Genomic DNA, 19614 nt, shown 5'->3' on the forward strand with positions numbered 1-19614 from the left:
GGTTGAATTAGTTTTTGCTAAAATCTTAATTATATGTTAATAAATCTACAAAAGTTAACTAAAATTTATGAACGTGTTAATTTTTTGCGAAATATATAGATATTTGTGAAATATCAATGAAAAATTATCTGATTGATGCCTTTTTTTAAATAGTTTTCAATGATTTCCCTTCCTTTTACAACTCTATTTGCATTTTTTTAACTCTCTAATTGGTTAAAATTGACATAATTGTCAGTTTTAATTCTAATTAGAACTTCTAATGGTGTTTTTTTTGTAATTGTTTAAGGGTGTGTTTAATAGTATTACATATTCATTTTAAAGTTTTATTAATGTTTTGTGATTAATCTAGGCTTGTTTTTTTTGTAAAAGGCATAAAAAAAAGGAGATTGATTTAAAATCAATCTCCTTTTAGGATAAGTTTTATTATTTAATTAATCGAAAACTTGAAATGAAGTTGAGGTTGAATCTCCAAAATCTCCTCCACCTGAAGCATATTCTGTATCATTTAAAGTTAAAGTAAATGCTCCAGGAGAAACTAAGCCATCTCCATAAGCATCGTATACTACTAAACTATAACATCTTCCGTCGCATAGTGTAACTGGAGCACTGAAAGAAGCTGTTCCGTCTGCAAATGCTTCACTTGGACCAGAGGTAACAACGTTTCCTTCAACGTCAAGAATTTCATAAGATATTTCACTAGCGTAACTATCAAAAGTAAAATCAATAGTACCACTTACTTCTAATTCACAAGTGTCACTTGGTTTTTGATAAAATGTTAGAGTAGAAGAGTTTCCTGGATTTACGCCTTCATAAGGCATTAATTTTAATCCTAAATCATTAAAGCAATCTAAATTAACATCTGCTAAATTAACGGTGAAAACACCTGCATTACTGTTTGCTGGTATTGTAACAGTTGTAGGAACTTCATAAGAGTCAGCGTCTGCTGTTGTTAGGTCTAAATCTACCACGATATCAAATACACGATCGGTACTAGATATTGTTGTGCTATAAACTGTAATTTCTTTAGTTGCTGTACTTCCCGGATCTACAGAAGATTGATAAGTAGCATCACTAAAGGTTACATAATCAAGAGACGATTCAAATTGATCATCATCACAATTAAGTAATAGAGTTGATGAGAGTATTATTAAAAATATATTTGCTATTTTTTTCATGAGTTTTTATATTTTTTGAATTTAAGTCTAATGCTTAGTTTTGATCAGCATCAGTCATATAAGGGTTTGCATCAATTTCTTGTTGTGGAATTTTAAAAATCCACTCATCGTTTACAGAAGGTTTCGCTTGTATGAAACCATCTCCATAAAGTGTTAATGAAGCACCAGAATTAGTTTGGTCTAAACCTTCATCCCATCTTAAGTTGTCATGGTAGCTAAATCCTTCTCCCCATAATTCAACTCTTCTTTGCCATTTAATTTCATCCATTAAAGATGCTTGATCTGTAAAAGCTGTTTTGTCAAAAGCACTATCCCTAGCAGAACCTAAAACATCTAATGCAGCTTGAGCACCTGCAACATCGTTTAACATTGCTTTTGCTTCAGCTTCAATAAGTACCATTTCAGAAGCTCTCATGTAGATAACATCATCTGGATCAATAGAACCTGGGTTCTTTTGTTGAAACTTAACATTCATGTAAGGATGCGTATTGTGAGCAGTTGTTGCACCATATTTTTCAATGATTTCATTAAAAGCAGCATCGAAATCTGCTTTATTATCATAATTAGGATCTGTTTCATAACTTCCTCCTTGGTCGTTAGACGCTGCAGAGTTAGTGTTAGGTGCTAAAGGTAACCATGCTTGGTTTCTGTAATCTGTAGCAGGAATCCTGTCGTATAATTCTTTACTGATAAGTTTTGGATTACTTCTGTTTAAACTTCCGTTAAATGCGAATGCGATAAAGTAGAAGTAAGATTGGAAAAAGTTTGTTTCAGTATCGATAACTTTACCACCCCAAATAACTTCAGATAAATCGTAAGAGTTAAAACCTGATAACCATTCAGTTTGACTTAATAAAGGGTAACCATCTCTTGCAAGTGCAGCACTTGTTGCAGCAGTAGCCCAGTCTCCTTTAGATAATGCAATACGCGCTTTAATACCGTAAGCGGCATTTAAAGATATGTTAGATTTATTATCTGCAGCACTACCGTTTTGTAAGTAAGTTATAGCTGCATTAATATCGCTTTCCATTTGTACATATACTGCTTCAACAGTTCCACGAGGACCACCTTCATAAGGTGCACCTGCTTCTGTTAATACAGGAACTCCAGGATCTGATGATGGTGTACCGTAAATATATCCTTTAGAGAAACTAGTTACTAATCTTAAATAAGCCCAAGCACGGTATGCGTGAGATTGTCCCAAAATTTTGTTTAAATCTTCTGTTTCTGTAAAATCACTTTCAGCAATTTTATTGATTATAGTGTTTGCTGTTTCAACAAAGTGGTAACGTTGGAACCAAAGGTTGAAATTTGTAGTAGAACTTGCATTCGTATGACTTGTCCATTTTAAATCTGATGTCATCCAACCATTACCTGGTGAAGAGTGAATTGCATTTCCTCCAATAGCATCAAAAGAAGGAATAAAGTAGCTCTCTCCAGATCTACTAGATTCTCCTCCTGTTAAAACATTTTGACCATACATCATTCTATGAAGACCATTTAAAATTAGGTCCATATTTTCTGTACTTGAAAGTGCTGCCTCTTCTGATATTGAATCTGTAGGTACAGTGTCAAGGTAATCTTCACTACAACCTACGATTACTACCATTGAGATGGCAAGTAGTAATAATATTTTTTTTCGTATCATTTTGTGTATTTTTTAATTTAGAATTATATAATTTAAAAAGCGACGTTTAAACCAATAGAGATAACTCTGTTTGGGTTGTAGTCATTTCCAGAAGGTGTTCCTGAAAGATTATATTGAGGATTTAATCCTTCTCTCTGAGCAAACATAAATAAGTTTTCTCCTGTTACGAATAATCTTAATTTATCTAATCCTATTTTGTCTATAGTGTCGTTATCTAAACTGTATGCAATGTTTACGTTTCTAATAGATAAGTAAGATGCATCTGTTAACCATCTAGATGATAAACTTGGAGATAAATCTGTATTTGAGTTTTCTAAACGAGGTACATTTGTAATGTCTCCTGGATTTTTCCATGCTTTAAGTGCATCTGGGTGTAATGAGGCACCGTAAGTTCCTGAATGCATCATATCTGCATAACCATAATCTAAAATGTCACCTCCAATTTGGTAAGATAATAATACGTTAAGTTCGAAATTTTTGTAGCTAAAGTTGTTAGATATAGAACCAATTAAGTCTGGTATAGCTGTAGCTCCTACATATCCTTTACCAGCATCTGCCCAATCGTTAGTTGTTGCATGAGTTCCGTTTTCATTAAGAACAGCAACACCTACTTCATCACCTACTTCTTCATACATGTAAAATAAGGCATCCCCATTACTAGGGTCTACCCCTGCATAATCGTATAAGAAAAAGTCGTATCTAGATCTTCCTTCTTCCCATCGTTTAGAACCATCCACAAATGAATCTGGAAGGAACGTAATTTCATTTTTTAATGTAGACGCTTGTAAACCTAAATTCCAAGAGAATTTATCTGTTTGTACAATAGCAGCATTTAAGCTAACTTCAAAACCTTCGTTATATAAATCACCAATGTTATCCGGAGCTTCAATTTGTCCTTCTGAACCAGGGATTGGTACGTTGTATAATAAATCTGAAGTTGTTTTCTTATAGTATTCAAATGAACCTGATAAACGGTTGTTAAATAAACCATATTCTAAAGCAACATCCCAGCTATCTAAAGATTCCCATTGTAAATCTTCGTTACCAGTTGTGTTCCAATATATACCTGGATCACCTGCATTTGAATATATAGCATATAATGGTTGAGAAATATAATAATTAAGTGAACCATCTGAAAGTAATTTATCATTACCTACTTCTCCATAAGATGCTCTTAGTTTTAAGCTGTTTATGAAAGATACATTATCCATAAAGTTTTCTTGATCAATTCTCCAAGAACCACCTACAGAATAAAAAGTACCCCATTTATTGTTTGTAAATACAGAAGATCCATCTCTTCTTACAGAAGCACTTAAGTAATATTTATTGTCGAAATTATAATTTAATCGTCCTAAATAACCTTCTAGTTTGTAGTCTGTACTACTTCCTGAAGCATCTAGCACTACAGAGAAGTTGTCTAACTCATAAATTCCTGTTGCAGTTTGTGTACTTTTAAAAGCGCTGTTTTCAGAAAAGTTTCTGCTGAAGCTTTCATGTCCAACCATAACATCAAAATTATGCTCACCAAAAGATTTATTGTATGATATTATTTGATTAAAGTTTTCTGTTGTTCTCTGATATCTAGTATCTTGAAATCTAGCTGTTGGAGCACCATCACCAACTTCAGCATTTTCATAACTTTGGTTTACACCATCTTGGTAATCTTGACCGTATATAAAACTAACTTTTAATCCGTCTAATGGTTTAATATCTGCATTAAATCTATATCCAAAATTGTCTGTAGTATTAAGTTCATTATTTAAGATAGCTTCTTCAAGCGCATTACGCCCTACATTTGTTGGTCTAGATTGAATTCCTAAAGAAGATATACCTTCACCACGATCCCAAATAACATCTCCAGACTCATCTCTTAAGACAGAACCAGTAGTTGGGTCTAATAGATATGGAGAGTAAATAGATCCCATGTTTTTAGCAAATCCAAAAACGTTTGCTACAGACGCATCTCTTGATGGAGGACCATGAGATTTTTCGTTAGAGATGTTTACATTACCACCTAAAGATAACCAGTCTGTAGCATCAAAAGTACCACTTAAACGGCTAGTTACTCTTTTGTAATCACTTTCTATAACATATCCTTTTTCATCTAAATTAGATGCAGATAAGAATATAGAGTGTTTTTCACCACCACCAGAAACGTTAATAGAGTTACTAGATCTAGATCCAGTTCTTTCTAAAGCATCATACCAGTCTAAGTCTTCTGCGATTACTTCTGCGTCTGGATTTATGTTACCATTAACATCTACGATATTATCGTTAGCAACGTTAAAAGGATTACGTCCTAAACGATTAAAAATAGATGCAGAAGCTTCTGTTGCAGCTGCAGCATCACCTCCTAAAGCATTCTTGTAAGATTGCCACATTAGTTCGTAATATTGTCCTGGGTTAACCGCTTGGTATTCATTAATACCTTTAGTGATTACACCATATTGGCTAGTTATATTAACAGTAACACCACTTCCTTTTTTACCTTTTTTAGTAGTTATAATAACTACACCATTTGCAGCACGTGAACCGTAAAGGGAAGTCGATGCAGCATCTTTAAGAACCGTCATAGATTCAATGTCATCTTGGTTTAATGTTCCTAAACCACCTTCAAAAGCAATACCATCAACAATAAATAATGGATTTGTACTACCATTTAAAGTACCAACACCTCTAATAACAATTTCTGGAGAAGATCCTGGTTGTCCTGAAGCAGAAAGGAATTGTACACCTGTAACTTTACCTTCAATTGCTCCAATTGGAGAGCTTAAAGGACGTAAGTCTAAATCGGCAGTGCTTACAACTCCTGCAGACCCCGTAAAGGCCTCTTTTGTAGTTGTACCATATGCAACAACCACAACTTCTTCAAGCGATGTAGCATCTTCTACTAATATTATGTCTATTGTGCTAGACATGCTAATTGTTACTTCTTTAGTGACAAAGCCCATAAAGCTAAATCTTAATTTGTTTCCAGTACTAGCTTTTAAACTGTAGTTACCATCGAAATCTGTAGAAGTTCCCGTTTTTGTACCTACTACCGAAACTGTTGTTCCTGGTAGCGGTAAACCGTCTTCGCCTGTAACAGTACCTGAAACTGTTTTTTGTTGTGCAAAAGTAAATTGCACGACAAACGCTAGAAATAGCGTTAAAACACCATGTAATTTTGTTTTCATATTTAATTTGAATTTGTATTAGTCGGCTACTAAAATCTTAATAATTTGTTAATAAGCCTATTTTTATTAACTAAATTTTAAGATAATGTTATGTTTTTGAATAATATGTAATTATTTACCGCATTCGTGTTAATAATTACCTGATTTCGACCTTCTTTTATGTAGTTAATATCTCTTTTGATTCCTTACTATTCTTGAAATTATGTTGTTTTAAGTTAAAACAGAATAAAATTTGACGTAATTGTCAGTTTTTGTTTGCGTATTCTCTGTTTTTCGACTTTTTTATGATTGCATTATGTTAAAATGAAGGCTGTTTTGATTTTGTTTTCTTACTAAATTTTTATTTTATACTGAATTTAGACTTAGAATTTAATATTAAAAGAATGGTGAGAATAAAATTTTTAGAGTAAAAATTTGAGTTTTAAATTGTATGAAAAAGTGATTTTAAGGTTTACAATTGTGTAGAAATTTTAGTTGTGTAAAACCTTATAATAAGAGATAATTCTAAATTAATATTTTAGAAATAATGAGGGGTTTTGAGTTTTAATGTCTCAAATTTATGGTGTGTTTTTGCTTTTTTTGCAGAAAATATGTCAAGATATTATTCTTGTATTTTAATAAAGTGGGTAGGGGGAGTTTGTAATTCTTACCTCTAATTTTAGGTAAATGATGTTGTGTTTAATAATACTATAAGTTAAAATACTGTAATAGTAAATTAACTTATAGCTAATATTTATTATGTAATTCATTGTTTAGGTTAGTGTAAATTAACAATGAAATTAATTTTAAGATTAACGACGTTGTCTTAATGCTTCATATAAAAAAGCACCACAAGCAACAGATACATTTAGAGATCCTATTTCACCAAGTAAAGGTAATTTTGCTTTTGCATCTACTAATTTTAGTACCGAAGGATTTATTCCTTTTCCTTCAGATCCCATAATAATGGCACATGGTTCTTTAAAAGAAACATCGTACATTAAATCTTCTGTTTTTTCTGTAGCAGCAATGACTTTAATGCCTGAAGCTTGCATAAAAAACATGGCATCTTTAATATGATCTACTTTGCAAATAGGCATTTTAAACACTGCTCCGGCACTTGTTTTAATGGTGTCTCCATTTACAGGAGCTCCTCCTTTTTTCTGAATAATAATTCCATCTACACCTGTACATTCTGCAGTACGGATTATAGCTCCAAAGTTTCTAACATCGCTTAATTGATCTAATAATAGGAATAGGGGAGTCTTACCAGATTCGGTAACTTTAGTTACTAATTCTTCTATGTCCCAAAATGTTATTGGAGCAATTTGTGCAACAACACCCTGATGGTTTTTAGAGGTTAGTTTATTTAGTTTTTCAATAGGAACATAAGAGACGTTAATGCGTTGTTTACGTAAAACACCTTCCAATTCGTGAGATAATTCACCTTTAAGCCCTTTTTGAACAAATACCTTGTCAATATTTTCTCCAGCTTGTAAAGCTTCTATAACAGCACGTATTCCAAAAATTTGAGTCTCTTTTTCCATGAGGCAAAAGTACAATATTTTATGTATTGGTAATTAAAAATTTTACGCATAAAAAAACCACTTGTGTAAAAGTGGCTTTTAGTGCTAAAAAAAGCAGCCGACTAATTCAAGAACTAGTCGACCGCTTTCAAAAAATATAACTTATAGAATGTTTTACTTATTAGTTAACATCCCAGAATAATTTAGTGGTTTGGCTATCTCCTCCTATTGCAGCAGATGCAGCAGACCAATTTGTTTCATTTAAGTTTTGTTCGTTTACAGGGTAAGTGTAACGTGTTGGAACAGGGTTACCTGAGAATTCAGGTAAGTTAAATTCTGGAGCATCGTAAGTTCTCCAAGCTGTCCAGCTTTCAAAACCTCTGTTGTACATTGCTAACCACATTTGAGTACCAATAGATGTTCTCCAGTTTGATGCATCGTATGCTACATCTGGATTAGCTAAATAAGCTTCTACACCATCTACTCCCCAATCATTAAAATTAGCAGTAATTGCAGTATCGTAAAAGTTTTCAGCAGTATCGCCAACAGCAAATCCTCTTTGAGCAGCATCAGCTAAAAAGAAAGATATTTCAGAGTAGTCTAATAATACTCCTCTAAATGTTGGGTCGAACATATCGTCTCCAATATGAGAGTTAGTTGCATAACCATTCGAAGCACCATAGGTTCCTCCTTTGTATACTCCTTCACCTAAGTTGTCATCGAAAAACACAGAACGTCTTGGGTCATCTAAGTCATTCATTATATCGACTATTGTATTAGCAGGAACAAAATCTGAACGGTTTGATTCTACTAAATCTTCCCATAATGGGTTAGTGTTTGGGCTTGTAGCTGTATAAGCAATAGTTGCATTGTCTGCATTAGATGTAAATACACCAGCAGTTACTGCAGATTCTATTGCAGTTTGAGCAGTTGCAGCCATTCCTGGAGCATCAACAATACGAGATCCAATTCTTAATTTTAAAGAGTTACCAAATTTAGACCAAGCAGATACATTTCCGTTGTAAATATTGTCTAAACTAAAACCTGTTCCTGTTAAATTAGGTAAAGCTGAGTTAAGACGAGTTAATAAGTCTCCGTAAATAGTTGAAGCATCATCGTATACAGGTAGTGGGTAACCACTAGCATCTAAAGCTTGAGTATAAGGAATATCTCCAAATGTATCAACTAATTGTTGCCATGTGTAAACTTCTAATATTTCAATTTGAGCAACTTGAGTAGCTCTGTCTGCTTCAGATAAATCTATGTCAGCTTCAGTGTATTCTTTAGCTGTTTTTAAATCTAATAAGACATCTCTAAACAGTTCAGACCAATGATATTGAGGAATTGTTCTTCCTGTTAAATCATAGTTTACTTCATCTATATATGTAGTTTCGGTCCAGTTTTGAGCAAGTAATCTGAAAACATTCACGTTTACACTCGTACTTTGCATTTGATCAAATAAACTAACAGTAGCAGAATTGAAAAGAAAAGACGCTTCTACTTGTGTCGGGTTTTTAGGATCTTCGTTATAACCTTCGTATTTCTCATCAGACATACAAGATGCAAGAAGAACAAAAGATATTGCTGTAATAAATATTTTTTTCATAATTTTTTCTTGTTTTAGAACTGTAATTTAACACTTGCACCAATTTCTCTAATAGAAGGGTATGCTCCAGATTGGTATCCTTGAACATTACCTGAACTTAATCCTGCTTCAGGATCTGAGTAAGGTACACTTTTGTCAATAATCCACAAGTTTCTACCAATAACAGAGAATGTTACACCTGTAAAAGGTAATCTATCTAAGTCTTTTAAGCTATAGCTTAAACTTGCTTCTCTAAGTTTTATATAACCAGCATCGTAAACGTGTTGTGAATTTGATGCTCTAGCGTAACCCCAAGGGTTTGCATAGTTGCTAGCATCTGCTCTTACTGTGTTTACTGAACCGTCTGCTTGAACACCAGGTAAGATAACTCCACCACCATCAGCTATAGAATTTCTTACAGGGTTTCCTAAGTCGTTATCTGCGGCAGTAAAATCGTATAGTCCTGTTGCGTAACCATACCAAGTATCTAAAGAAAATACATCCCCTCCTTTTTGCATGTCAATTAAGAAGCTTAAGTTGAAGTTTTTATAGTTAAAAGAGTTATATAAACCAGCTTTCCAGTCAGCATTAATATCTCCAATTACATTATTACTTGTATCTGTTGTAATATAGTATCCGTTAGTTCCTACAATTGGATCTCCGTTTTCGTTGTATGTTAAGTCTGTACCTCTAATTGTACCGTAAGCTTCACCTGGAGTTGCATTAATACTAACACCACCTTGTAAAGAAGCTAATTCTAAGTTGTCAATACCATCTGTTAATTTTTCTACTAAACTTGTGTTTTTAGACCAGTTAACATTCATATCCCAAGTAAAGTTTTCTGTACGAATAGGAGTAACGTTTAAAGTAACTTCCCATCCTTTGTTAGAAATAGTACCTGCATTTAATAATGCTGATGTATAACCTGTAGAGTTAGATAATGGTACACTTGTAATTTGGTTTTCGTTAAGTGCATCGTAATACGTTACATCGAAACCAAAACGTTTTTGGAAAAATTGCATTTCTAAACCAAGTTCCCAGTTTGTTTGCTCTTCTGGTTTTAAATTTGGATTATTTTTAGCACTAGGGTTTGTTGCAATACCACCATTAAAAGGGGTTCCAATACCGTATGTGTTAAATACATTGTAAGGATCTGTATCGTTACCTACTTTACCGTAGTTACCTCTTACTTTTCCAAAACTTAACCAATCTGCTTGTATTAATTGAGAGAATACTAAAGATCCTGTTGCAGACCAGTAATCGTATCTGTTTTCTGCTAATGGTAAAGATGAAGAACGATCTGTTCTATATGTTCCTTCTACAAAAGCAAAATTGTCATAACCTAAGCTAGCTTGAACATATTCTCCGTCTACTACTTTAGTGGCATCATATTCAGAAGGTGCTTCTATAGAGTTTACACTATTAGATAATGCATAAAGTCCTGCAAGGTTTAAACCTCCATTTGTTACAGCATAAATACTGTTCTGATTATTTTGTCTTAAGTTAAAACCAGCAATACCAGAAAGATTAATTTTTTCTGATAAATCTTTATTGAAAGATAACATTAAATCGTAGTTGTATTCTGATACATTGTTGTTGTAACGAGAGTATTCAGATACGTCTACAGAACCTACAGCGATTCTTTCTTCTTGTAATTCAGAATACGTATCAAACGTAAAACGACCTACAGCACTTAACCAATCTGTAATTTCATAATTTAAAACTACATTACCCCAATATCTGTTACGCGTATCCGTTTCGTAGTTTTCATAACGTGTCCAATAAAAGTTATCCGAGAATATTGGAGAAGTGTCTGAAACACTATTAGAGTTCCAAGTTATGTTTTGACCTGTTTGAAAATACGCGTCTTTTTGTTCTTTTAAATCTACGTTAGTTTGGAACCATTGTCTAAATTGTTGCATTGGGTTTTTAGAATCGTATCCTGTACCATAACGCCCTTTACCATCTGTTTTAGTAAAGTTAAAGCTTGTAGAGGCTGTAAGTTTTTCTGTTAAGTTGTAAGAACCATTAAATGAAATGCTATTTCTTTTTATAGATGAATTTGGTAAGTTACCTTCTTGCATCATATTACTGTAACCTAAACGGAAAGTTCCTTTTTCGTCACCACCAGTTAAATCTACAGAGTTAATTAAAGTTGAAGATGTTTGCCAAACTGAGTTAGGATCATTTTTCGCAGCAACCCATGGAGTCGCTTGTTGGTATGTATCTAATTCTGGGTAGATAGAATTCCATTGGTAAACTAATCTGTCTGGATCGTAAGCAGCTCCATAAGAAGCATCTTCTGTAAACGGTACCGTTTCATCTAAAACTCCATCACCATTTACATCTTCTAAGTTAAAATATGCATCTTCGTTAGGTCCGTAAAAACTACCGTAACCAGCACCATATTTTTTCTGGTAAGTAGGTAATGTTTCTTTATCTGGAGTTCCTACAGTAACACTAGAGTTAATTGTAATACCAATACCTTTTTGTTTTTTACCTTTTTTGGTTGTAATCATGATTACACCATTCGATGCTCTAGAACCGTATAATGCAGATGCTGCTGCACCTTTTAATACGTTAATAGATTCGATATCGTCTGGGTTAATGTCAGATGCTGCGTTACCATAATCGTAACCACCTTGACCTGCTTTTTGAGCTGAAGAGTTAGAGTTTCCATTATCAATTGGAATACCATCTACAACAAATAACGCTTGGTTGTTACCAGCAACAGAACTGTTACCACGTATAACTACGTTTGTAGAACCACCAATTGTTCCTGAAGGTTTAATATTTAAACCTGCTACTTTACCAGATAAAGAGTTTACGAAGTTTTGAGCTTTTACATTCGAAACAGCTTCTCCGTCTACTTCTTGACTGGCATATCCTAAAGATTTTTTCTCTCTAGAAATACCCAATGCAGTTACAACAACTTCATCAAGTTGTGCTAAATCTTCTTCTAGAGTAGCATTTATAGTAGCAGAAGCTCCAACTGTATAGGTTTTTGTTTTATACCCCATAAAAGAAAAGGATAAAATTTCTCCTGTTGAACTTTGAATAGAATAGTTTCCATCAAAATCTGTTTGAGTACCACTTGTTGTACCCTTTACTATAATGTTAACTCCTGGAAGAGGTAAACCGTTTGGATCTGAAACGGTCCCTGAAATTGTCTTCTCTTGTGCAAACGTAATTTGCACGACAAACGCTAGGAATAGCGTAAGAATTCCACTAAACTTTGTTTTCATTTTATTTTATTTGAATTAGTCAATGACCAAATTCATAATTAATAGTTAATAAAACAATAATAATTACTTAAAGTTTGTGTTTCTCTCTGTTTTTTGTAGAATATGGAATATATCGGTTATAAATAATCAATAATTAGGTATTTTGTCTATGATTTTTAAAAATCGACATGATTATATGCAACAAAAATGTCTTAATTATCTGTCTTTTTTGATGAATTATGACGTTTTTGACACATTTGTCACTTTTTTTTGGGAGAATTTACCTTCAAAAAGACTAATTGTTCCCGTTTGCTCTTGTTTTATTAACCATATATTAACATTATAAGGTGCTTTTTTTTACCCTGATTTACCCTAAATAAGTCGATTTACAAAGTGTGTGAAATTGTAGCATTTTTAATGCTACTTTTTTTAATAGTAAATAGATTCTTTATTTATAAATAAAGAGTCCTTCTTTTTTGTTAATAATAGATTAATATAAAGCTTTAGTTTTTATGTTCTTCTCTATGTTAAGTATTGGTTTTTTATATGATTTTCCTTTTTAGTTTATAATAATGCTGTTCTTTTATAATTAATGCTTTTTTTTAAATGACTCAAATCTTTATAAAAAGCCACTTCATGCGAAGTGGCTTTAAGTAATTTGTGATTTTTTATAAATTAAAAACCTTCTACAGAGTAGATGTAACCATCTTGTACTGTTATTGAAGCTATAGCGTATGTTCCAGATGTAGAATCTGTAGTGTATGCGTCTAATGTTACAGAACCTGTTACGTCGTCAAAATAATCTTGACTCCAAGAAAATGTTACGGGAACAGATACTCCTCCTCCATAAATACTTAGCGGGTTGTCGTATAAATCTACTACTACATAATAGAATCCATCTTCTAAACCAGATATTGTACCTGATTCAGGACAAGAACTTGTAGCTGCATCGTAAAAGCCGATGTCATTAAGGTCTGAATCGTATATGTAGAAATCGAAATCCATAGTACAATAGTCTAAAACTAAGTCTGCACCGTCTCCGACTGCTACTGTATAGGTTCCTGCCCAAGATAATTCAAGATTTAATTGATCATTTATGTAATCTTCATTAATAGTAATGTCGATAACATAATTGTTAATGGTAACATTTGCTCTAGAATTAGCCGTTAACTCTAATGTTTCGGTTCCTTCTATATAAGCGTTACTATGTATAGTAATGTAACCTGTTCCAGTTGTGTTTCCTGGTGTTACTGTTATAACAGAAGTTTCGTAATCTTCAGAGTCTGCTTCACCACCTGTTTGAATTAATTCAACAATTGCTGTTGCGGTTACTGCTTCGTTTAATGTTACAGTATAAGGTATGATGTAATCTGCACCCGAAGCCTGAATGTCTGACTCGCTTATAGTAATTGTTTGGTTTGGTGTAGATACTGTTGCACCTATTTTAGTGTAATCTATAAGAGAGTCTCCTGTATTGTCATCACTATCATCACAAGATGTAAAAACAAAACTAGATAAAGCTAGTAGACAAAACGTTTTATATATGTTTTTCATAATTTTATGTTTAAGTTTTAATTCTGTTATGAATTATTGTCTTACGTATTTAGATGTGTATTCACCAACACCAAAGAAAGCATCATTATGTGTCATTTCTAATATTCCTGCTTCTTGATCCCAAAGACCACCAGTAATACAACCAATTCCATAATCTCCTCCTTCGCAGTAATCAGGTCCTCCGGCGGTTCCTGAAGTATCTACTATACCACCACAAGACACGGCGAAGCTACCAAAGTTTTGTAAAGAGGTATTTGTAGTACAGAATTGTAATAATCCACCATCTGCTGTAGATGCAAACCATGTACCGTCTGAGTTTTGAGTAATCTCAACATCTACTTCACTTGCACAAACTGTATTAGTCATTGTGTAAGTTCCTGTTAAATCGTAAGAACAGTTAATTGCTATTGCAAAGTTTCCTATGCTTGGACTGTATGTGTATACTGTGCCATCTTTTTTAACAACTTTTACAGAAAAAGTAAATACATCTCCAATTCTTAAGTCTGAAGATTCTTTTCCTGTTCCTTCCATAAAGGCTTCAATATTACTATAAGATAATGAATATGGTAATTCTGTTGTTTCTCCAATTTTAATTCCATCTTCTCCGTTTAAAGATTTGTAAACTTCAAGGTGGTCTATTGCTCCGCTTTCAAAACCTCCAGAAACTTCAGTAATTACTAAATCTAAATAATCGTCTGAGAATATTATGGATGCTTGATCTAAATCTACTCCGGATTCTGGAGATCCTAAAAGTGCTCCAGAGGAATTGTTAGAAACATTAATAATAAGTCCTGCGGTTCCTTCTACTTCTGTAACTACGTCTACATTTGCATCGCTATTACAGGCTGTAAAGCTTAAAATAGTAAGTAATACTAAAGAGGTATATAATATATTTTTCATTTTTTAGTCTTGTTTTTAAATTAGTTTATATCCCACCATATTTTAGTTGTCATTGCATCTTCACCTTGTTGTGCTACTGCAGTATCTACGTTAGAAGAATTTAAAGAAACCTCGTCGTTTGTATACGTAAATCGTGTAGGGATACTGTTTACTCCGGGTTGCGGATCTATGGCTAATGGTAAATCTGAAGGGATATCAGACCTTCTCCATTCAGACCATGTTTCGTAACCTTGCATAAAAGTAGAAACCCATAATTGTTCTGCAATTGAAGTGTATCCATTATAAGAAGGAGAAAAACTACCTGATGATAAACCGTTCTGAACTAGAGAAGCATTAATTCCTGTTGTGAAGTAATCTTCTGCAGATCCGCTGATGTAAGATTTTGAAGCTGCTTCAGCTAATAATAAATTTATTTGAGAAGCAGATACTAAGAATAATGGTGCGTCTGCAGCCATGTAAGCATCTCCTATTTCTGATATTGCACCAGCACCATATCCTGATGTTCCTGGGTTAATGTATCCTGCGGGTTTACCAACATATTCTCCATTGTCATTCGGGTTTGCATAGACTGTAATTCTAGGGTCACCACTTGCTAGCATAAAATCTACTAATTCTTTACCTACAGACCATTCATCTTGTCTACTATTATTTATAATGTCATAGAAAGGATTGGTGTTAGGTGTTGCAATTGTAGTAAACGCTATAAAAGCATTATCTGAATTTGAAGTAATTAAATCGCCAGTATTAACTAATGCTTGTAATTCTGAAGCACTAAATAGAGATGTGTCTGAAATACGCATCATAGCTCTAAATTTAATTGTAGTTGCAAATTTAATCCATTTAGAAGCGTCTCCACCGTAAATTAAATCTTGACTAGCATCTATAGTTCCTGTTCCTGATTCTAAAAGCGTAATCGCTTGATCTAATAATGTAAATATTTGTGTGTAAACTTGTTCTTGCGTATCGTAAGCAGGATTAAATGTTCCTTCTGTACCATTAATAGCGTCAGACATTGGTATGTTACCAAATGCATCTGTTAAGTATTGGTAAGAAATAGCTTGTAATGTTAATGCAATTCCTTGAATAGTTTTATTATTCTCTTCTACTGCCAAGCTGTTCATTTCGTCTGCATCTGCAATTACAGCAGAGTACATGGTGTTCCAAAATGTATTTATTGATCCTAAACGCGGATAATATCTATCTGCATCATTATATACAGGTTTTGAAAGGTGTTGTGGCCAAGTTGAAGCACATTCTCCTGCAACAGCATAATTATGAACTTGGTTAATTAATGTTCTTTCTATGTATCCCAGCTGTAAATCTGCAGAAATATCTGTGGGGTTGTTAGGGTCTATATTGGTTTCTTCAAAATCACTGTCACAGGCCGTGGTAAAAACCATCATACCAGTTAAAGCTGCAAGAGACCATGATTTAAGTATATTTTTCATTTTCATTTTCGATTAAAATTTTACATTAAGATTTACACCTATTGTACGTGTAGAAGGTGTTTGAGCGTATTCTAAACCTTGTTGACCTATACTAGTACCAAAAGCTGTTTCTGGATCGATATGCGGTGCATTTCTAGATAGTATAGCTAAATTTCTAATATTCACTCCTAAATTAATAGCGTCTAAACCAGTGTTGGCAATTAATTTGTTAGGGATAGAATAACTTATGGAAAGCTCTCTCCATTTAACAAAAGAAGCATCGAATACAGAAGATTCTGCTACGTTTTGGTTATAAGCACTAGAGTAGTAGTTCTGAGCATCTACAACTATATCGTTAGGAATGTAGCCTCCGTTACCGTCAGACATTTCTCCAACTCCTACAACACCAGTTTCTCTACCTTCAAGAGTTTCTTCAAGTACACCAGATAAGTTACCCCATGTATTTGTTTGAGAATATACATCTCCTCCTTGTTTAATATCGAATAATGTTCTGAAAGTAAATCCTTTCCAAGATGCGTTTATTGCTACACCTCCAACCCAGTCAGCTTGAGAGTTTCCTAATACTTTTGAGTCACCAATTACAGGTAAACCATTTTCATATAAAATAGCACCACTATCTGTGCGTTCAAATGCTGGTCCCCATATTGTTCCAATGGCTTCACCATTTCTAGCTTGTGTGTTTACGTTCCATAAACTTCCGTATTCTAAGTTAATAACACCTTCACCTTCAATATTTGAAACTTCGTTTGTGTTTTTTGCAAAATTAAGATCTAAGCCTAAGTTAAATCCGTCTCCTCCATTTCTTATTACGTCTAGTCCAAGAATTACTTCAACACCTTTATTTGTTATTGTTGCTGCATTTTTCCAAACATTTGTAAATCCAGAAGATCCAGAGACTTGTAGTGGCATAATTACATCTTCGTTTTTCTTATCGTAATACGTAAAATCTAGACGTACTCTGTTCGAAAAGAAACGTGCGTCAATACCATATTCTTCAGCTGTTTCTGTCTGAGCTGTAATGTCTGAATTCCATAATGTGTCTGGGTATATTGCGGTAGGAGTACTTCCGTTAAGTGGGTAACTAGATAAAGAATATGTTGGAGTTACACTATAAGGAGCTAAAGGTCCTGCACTTCCTGTTTCTGCCCAAGATGCTCTTAGTTTTAAGAAACTTACAGCATTAGATTGAATGTTTAAGATATCGCTTACAACTGCACTTAAAGATGCAGATGGGTAAAATATACTGTTGTTGTTTATTGGTAATACACTTGCCCAGTCGTTACGTCCTGTAAAATCAAGGAATAAATAATCATTATAACTTATTTGTCCTGTAGCGAATAAACTGTTAATCTTATATTCAGAACTATCGTCTGTTAGTAAAGGAGCTCCTGAAGAGTTAGATAAGTTGAATAAACCATCTAGTACTAAGTTTTCTGCTACACCTTGAAAAGCTGTGTATTTGTTAACCATTGATTGTCCACCAGCACTTAGTGATAATCCAAATTGTTCGTTAGATCCAAATTTCTTGTTGTAACTTAAAATGGCTTGTGTATTAACTTCGTAACGATTTCTTTTTGTTAGTGAATAGTATCCGTTTGTATACCCGTTTGTACCTGCACTTCTCATTGTTTCTCTAGAGTCGTCAAAATAATCAATACCTGTAGACATGTTTAATGATAAAGCATCTGAAATTTGGTATCCAATATTTGCAGTTCCAATTAATCTGTTACGAGACCAAGGGTGTAGGTTTTTGTCTAATGCCCAAAATGGGTTATTGTTATAAGCTAAATTCCAGTTTAAAGGCGTTGTTACTCCATCACCTAAATCTACTAAAGGTAAATTTTTCCAATCTTTTAGTTGAGACCAATCTACTTGTCTTGCACTCCAAACTAATTGTCCTACTTGGTTATCTATATCTCCATAACCAACAGCATTTCTTTGATCTGATGAAGAGTTAATGTATCTGGCAGTAAATCCAACAGTCCATTTATCTCCTAATTCATAATTTGCAGATCCTGAAATATTATATTTTTTAAGATCTGTATTGTACACAATACCTTTAGAGTCTAAATAGCCTAAAGATAAACGATAGCTAGAAGTATCTGTTCCTCCGGAAAATGAAATGGTATTATCTGTTGTAATTCCAGTTTGGTAAAAGTCGTCACGCACACTATTAGGATGAGATATCCAAGGTTGAGCTTGAGGATTGTTAGGGTCGTTTATAAATGAAGAATATTGAATAAATTCATAACCTGCATCTAAAGGTGCTCCCCAACTTTCGTCTACACCACCATCTCCACCAAAGGCTCCTTTGTCGTAACCAGTACCATCAACAAATTCGAAATAGCTTTGGCTATGTCCTTGTCCGTAAGAGTTTTGGTAGTCAGGAAAAATATAAGCATTAGAAAAGCTTACAGAAGAATTAATTTCTATTCCTAAAGTTTTACTTTGTTTTCCTGATTTAGTTGTAATTACAATTACACCGTTAGTACCCCTCATTCCGTAAAGTGCTGTTGCTGCACCACCTTTTAAAACGTTTATAGTTTCAATATCTTGTGGGTTAATATCTGCTAAACCATTTGGAACATCCGTACCAGAACTAGATCCTGTATATGTATTATTGTCAATTACTGCTCCGTCAATGACTATTAATGGTTGTGAATTTCCATAAATAGAAGATACGCCACGAATAGTTATACGGGAAGATGCTCCGATATCTCCAGAAGATTGTGTGATATTTACACCTGCAATTTTACCAGATAAAGAGTTTACAACGTTAGTTGTAGGTACATCTGAAATGGCTTCCGATTTTAGTTGTTGTGAAGCATAACCAATAGCTTTTTCATCTTTTTTAATACCCAATGCTGTTACAACAACTTCGTCAAGTTCTGATAAATCTTGAGATAATACTAAATTGACTGTTTTTGATGCGCCAATAGTAATTGTTTTTGTTTTATACCCCATGAATGAAAATGATAACTCATCTCCGCTTGTCGCAGAAAGTGTGTAATTACCATCGAAATCAGATTGTGTACCCTGAGAAGTTCCTTTAATAATAATGTTAACCCCTGGAAGAGGCAGGCCGGCTTCGTCTGAAACAGTCCCTGAAATTATTTTTTCTTGTGCAAAAGTAACTTGCACAACCAACGCTAGAAACAGCGTTAGAATTCCACTAAACTTTGTCTTCATTTTTATTTGATTTGAATTAGTCTGGAACTAAAATCATAATAAAAAGTTAATAAAACAATAAAAATTCCTTAAAATGTTAATTTTTACATTTTTTTATCATAAAAAGCATTAATAATTATGATATTCTTTATTTATTTTGCAAAACAGATGTATTTTTGTCAAATTTGTAACGTTTTTTTTAGTCTAAAAACTTGGTTTTTAGCTTTATTT

The 19614-nt window shown here is 33.5% G+C and carries 10 protein-coding genes; all 10 read right to left on the reverse strand.

Annotated features, from left to right (window positions below):
• Positions 1-431: 431 nt before the first annotated feature.
• The gene (locus tag GQR95_RS08460) at positions 432-1175 is read right to left on the reverse strand and encodes a hypothetical protein (RefSeq protein ID WP_159022764.1); all 744 of its coding nucleotides are present in this window, start codon (positions 1173-1175) and stop codon (positions 432-434) included.
• Between the two features lie 34 nt (positions 1176-1209).
• Positions 1210-2823: a RagB/SusD family nutrient uptake outer membrane protein gene (locus tag GQR95_RS08465; protein WP_159022765.1), complete on the reverse strand. Its 1614-nt coding sequence runs from the start codon at positions 2821-2823 to the stop codon at positions 1210-1212.
• 32 nt (positions 2824-2855) lie between these two features.
• Entirely contained in the window at positions 2856-5999 is a 3144-nt protein-coding gene (locus GQR95_RS08470) for a TonB-dependent receptor (RefSeq protein ID WP_159022766.1), read from the reverse strand.
• A gap of 791 nt (positions 6000-6790) precedes the next feature.
• On the reverse strand, positions 6791-7525 hold the full coding sequence (rlmB, locus tag GQR95_RS08475) for a 23S rRNA (guanosine(2251)-2'-O)-methyltransferase RlmB (protein ID WP_159022767.1): 735 nt from the start codon (positions 7523-7525) through the stop codon (positions 6791-6793).
• 160 nt (positions 7526-7685) lie between these two features.
• Complete coding sequence (locus GQR95_RS08480; protein WP_159022768.1) at positions 7686-9110, reverse strand: SusD/RagB family nutrient-binding outer membrane lipoprotein; 1425 nt, start codon at positions 9108-9110, stop codon at positions 7686-7688.
• Between the two features lie 14 nt (positions 9111-9124).
• Positions 9125-12334, reverse strand: coding sequence for a SusC/RagA family TonB-linked outer membrane protein (locus GQR95_RS08485; protein ID WP_159022769.1), 3210 nt, complete (start codon positions 12332-12334; stop codon positions 9125-9127).
• A gap of 654 nt (positions 12335-12988) precedes the next feature.
• Positions 12989-13867: a hypothetical protein gene (locus GQR95_RS08490; protein WP_159022770.1), complete on the reverse strand. Its 879-nt coding sequence runs from the start codon at positions 13865-13867 to the stop codon at positions 12989-12991.
• 33 nt (positions 13868-13900) lie between these two features.
• Positions 13901-14767 carry a hypothetical protein gene (locus tag GQR95_RS08495; RefSeq protein WP_159022771.1) on the reverse strand — a complete coding sequence of 289 codons (867 nt, stop codon included), beginning with the start codon at positions 14765-14767 and terminating at the stop codon, positions 13901-13903.
• 20 nt (positions 14768-14787) lie between these two features.
• Positions 14788-16215, reverse strand: coding sequence for a SusD/RagB family nutrient-binding outer membrane lipoprotein (locus GQR95_RS08500; RefSeq protein ID WP_159022772.1), 1428 nt, complete (start codon positions 16213-16215; stop codon positions 14788-14790).
• Positions 16216-16227: 12 nt separating this feature from the next.
• Positions 16228-19404, reverse strand: a complete 3177-nt coding sequence (locus GQR95_RS08505; protein ID WP_159022773.1) for a SusC/RagA family TonB-linked outer membrane protein — start codon at positions 19402-19404, stop codon at positions 16228-16230.
• Positions 19405-19614: the final 210 nt, after the last annotated feature.

The organism is Formosa sp. L2A11, assembly GCF_009796865.1.
In the GTDB taxonomy this organism is placed as follows: domain Bacteria; phylum Bacteroidota; class Bacteroidia; order Flavobacteriales; family Flavobacteriaceae; genus Formosa.

Bases quoted from the DNA above. Each gene is read 5' to 3' on its own strand.
- GQR95_RS08460 (WP_159022764.1), bottom strand. From the start codon at position 1,175: ATGAAAAAAATAGCAAATATATTTTTAATAATACTCTCATCAACTCTA.
- GQR95_RS08465 (WP_159022765.1), bottom strand. From the start codon at position 2,823: ATGATACGAAAAAAAATATTATTACTACTTGCCATCTCAATGGTAGTA.
- GQR95_RS08470 (WP_159022766.1), bottom strand. From the start codon at position 5,999: ATGAAAACAAAATTACATGGTGTTTTAACGCTATTTCTAGCGTTTGTC.
- rlmB (WP_159022767.1), bottom strand. From the start codon at position 7,525: ATGGAAAAAGAGACTCAAATTTTTGGAATACGTGCTGTTATAGAAGCT.
- GQR95_RS08480 (WP_159022768.1), bottom strand. From the start codon at position 9,110: ATGAAAAAAATATTTATTACAGCAATATCTTTTGTTCTTCTTGCATCT.
- GQR95_RS08485 (WP_159022769.1), bottom strand. From the start codon at position 12,334: ATGAAAACAAAGTTTAGTGGAATTCTTACGCTATTCCTAGCGTTTGTC.
- GQR95_RS08490 (WP_159022770.1), bottom strand. From the start codon at position 13,867: ATGAAAAACATATATAAAACGTTTTGTCTACTAGCTTTATCTAGTTTT.
- GQR95_RS08495 (WP_159022771.1), bottom strand. From the start codon at position 14,767: ATGAAAAATATATTATATACCTCTTTAGTATTACTTACTATTTTAAGC.
- GQR95_RS08500 (WP_159022772.1), bottom strand. From the start codon at position 16,215: ATGAAAAATATACTTAAATCATGGTCTCTTGCAGCTTTAACTGGTATG.
- GQR95_RS08505 (WP_159022773.1), bottom strand. From the start codon at position 19,404: ATGAAGACAAAGTTTAGTGGAATTCTAACGCTGTTTCTAGCGTTGGTT.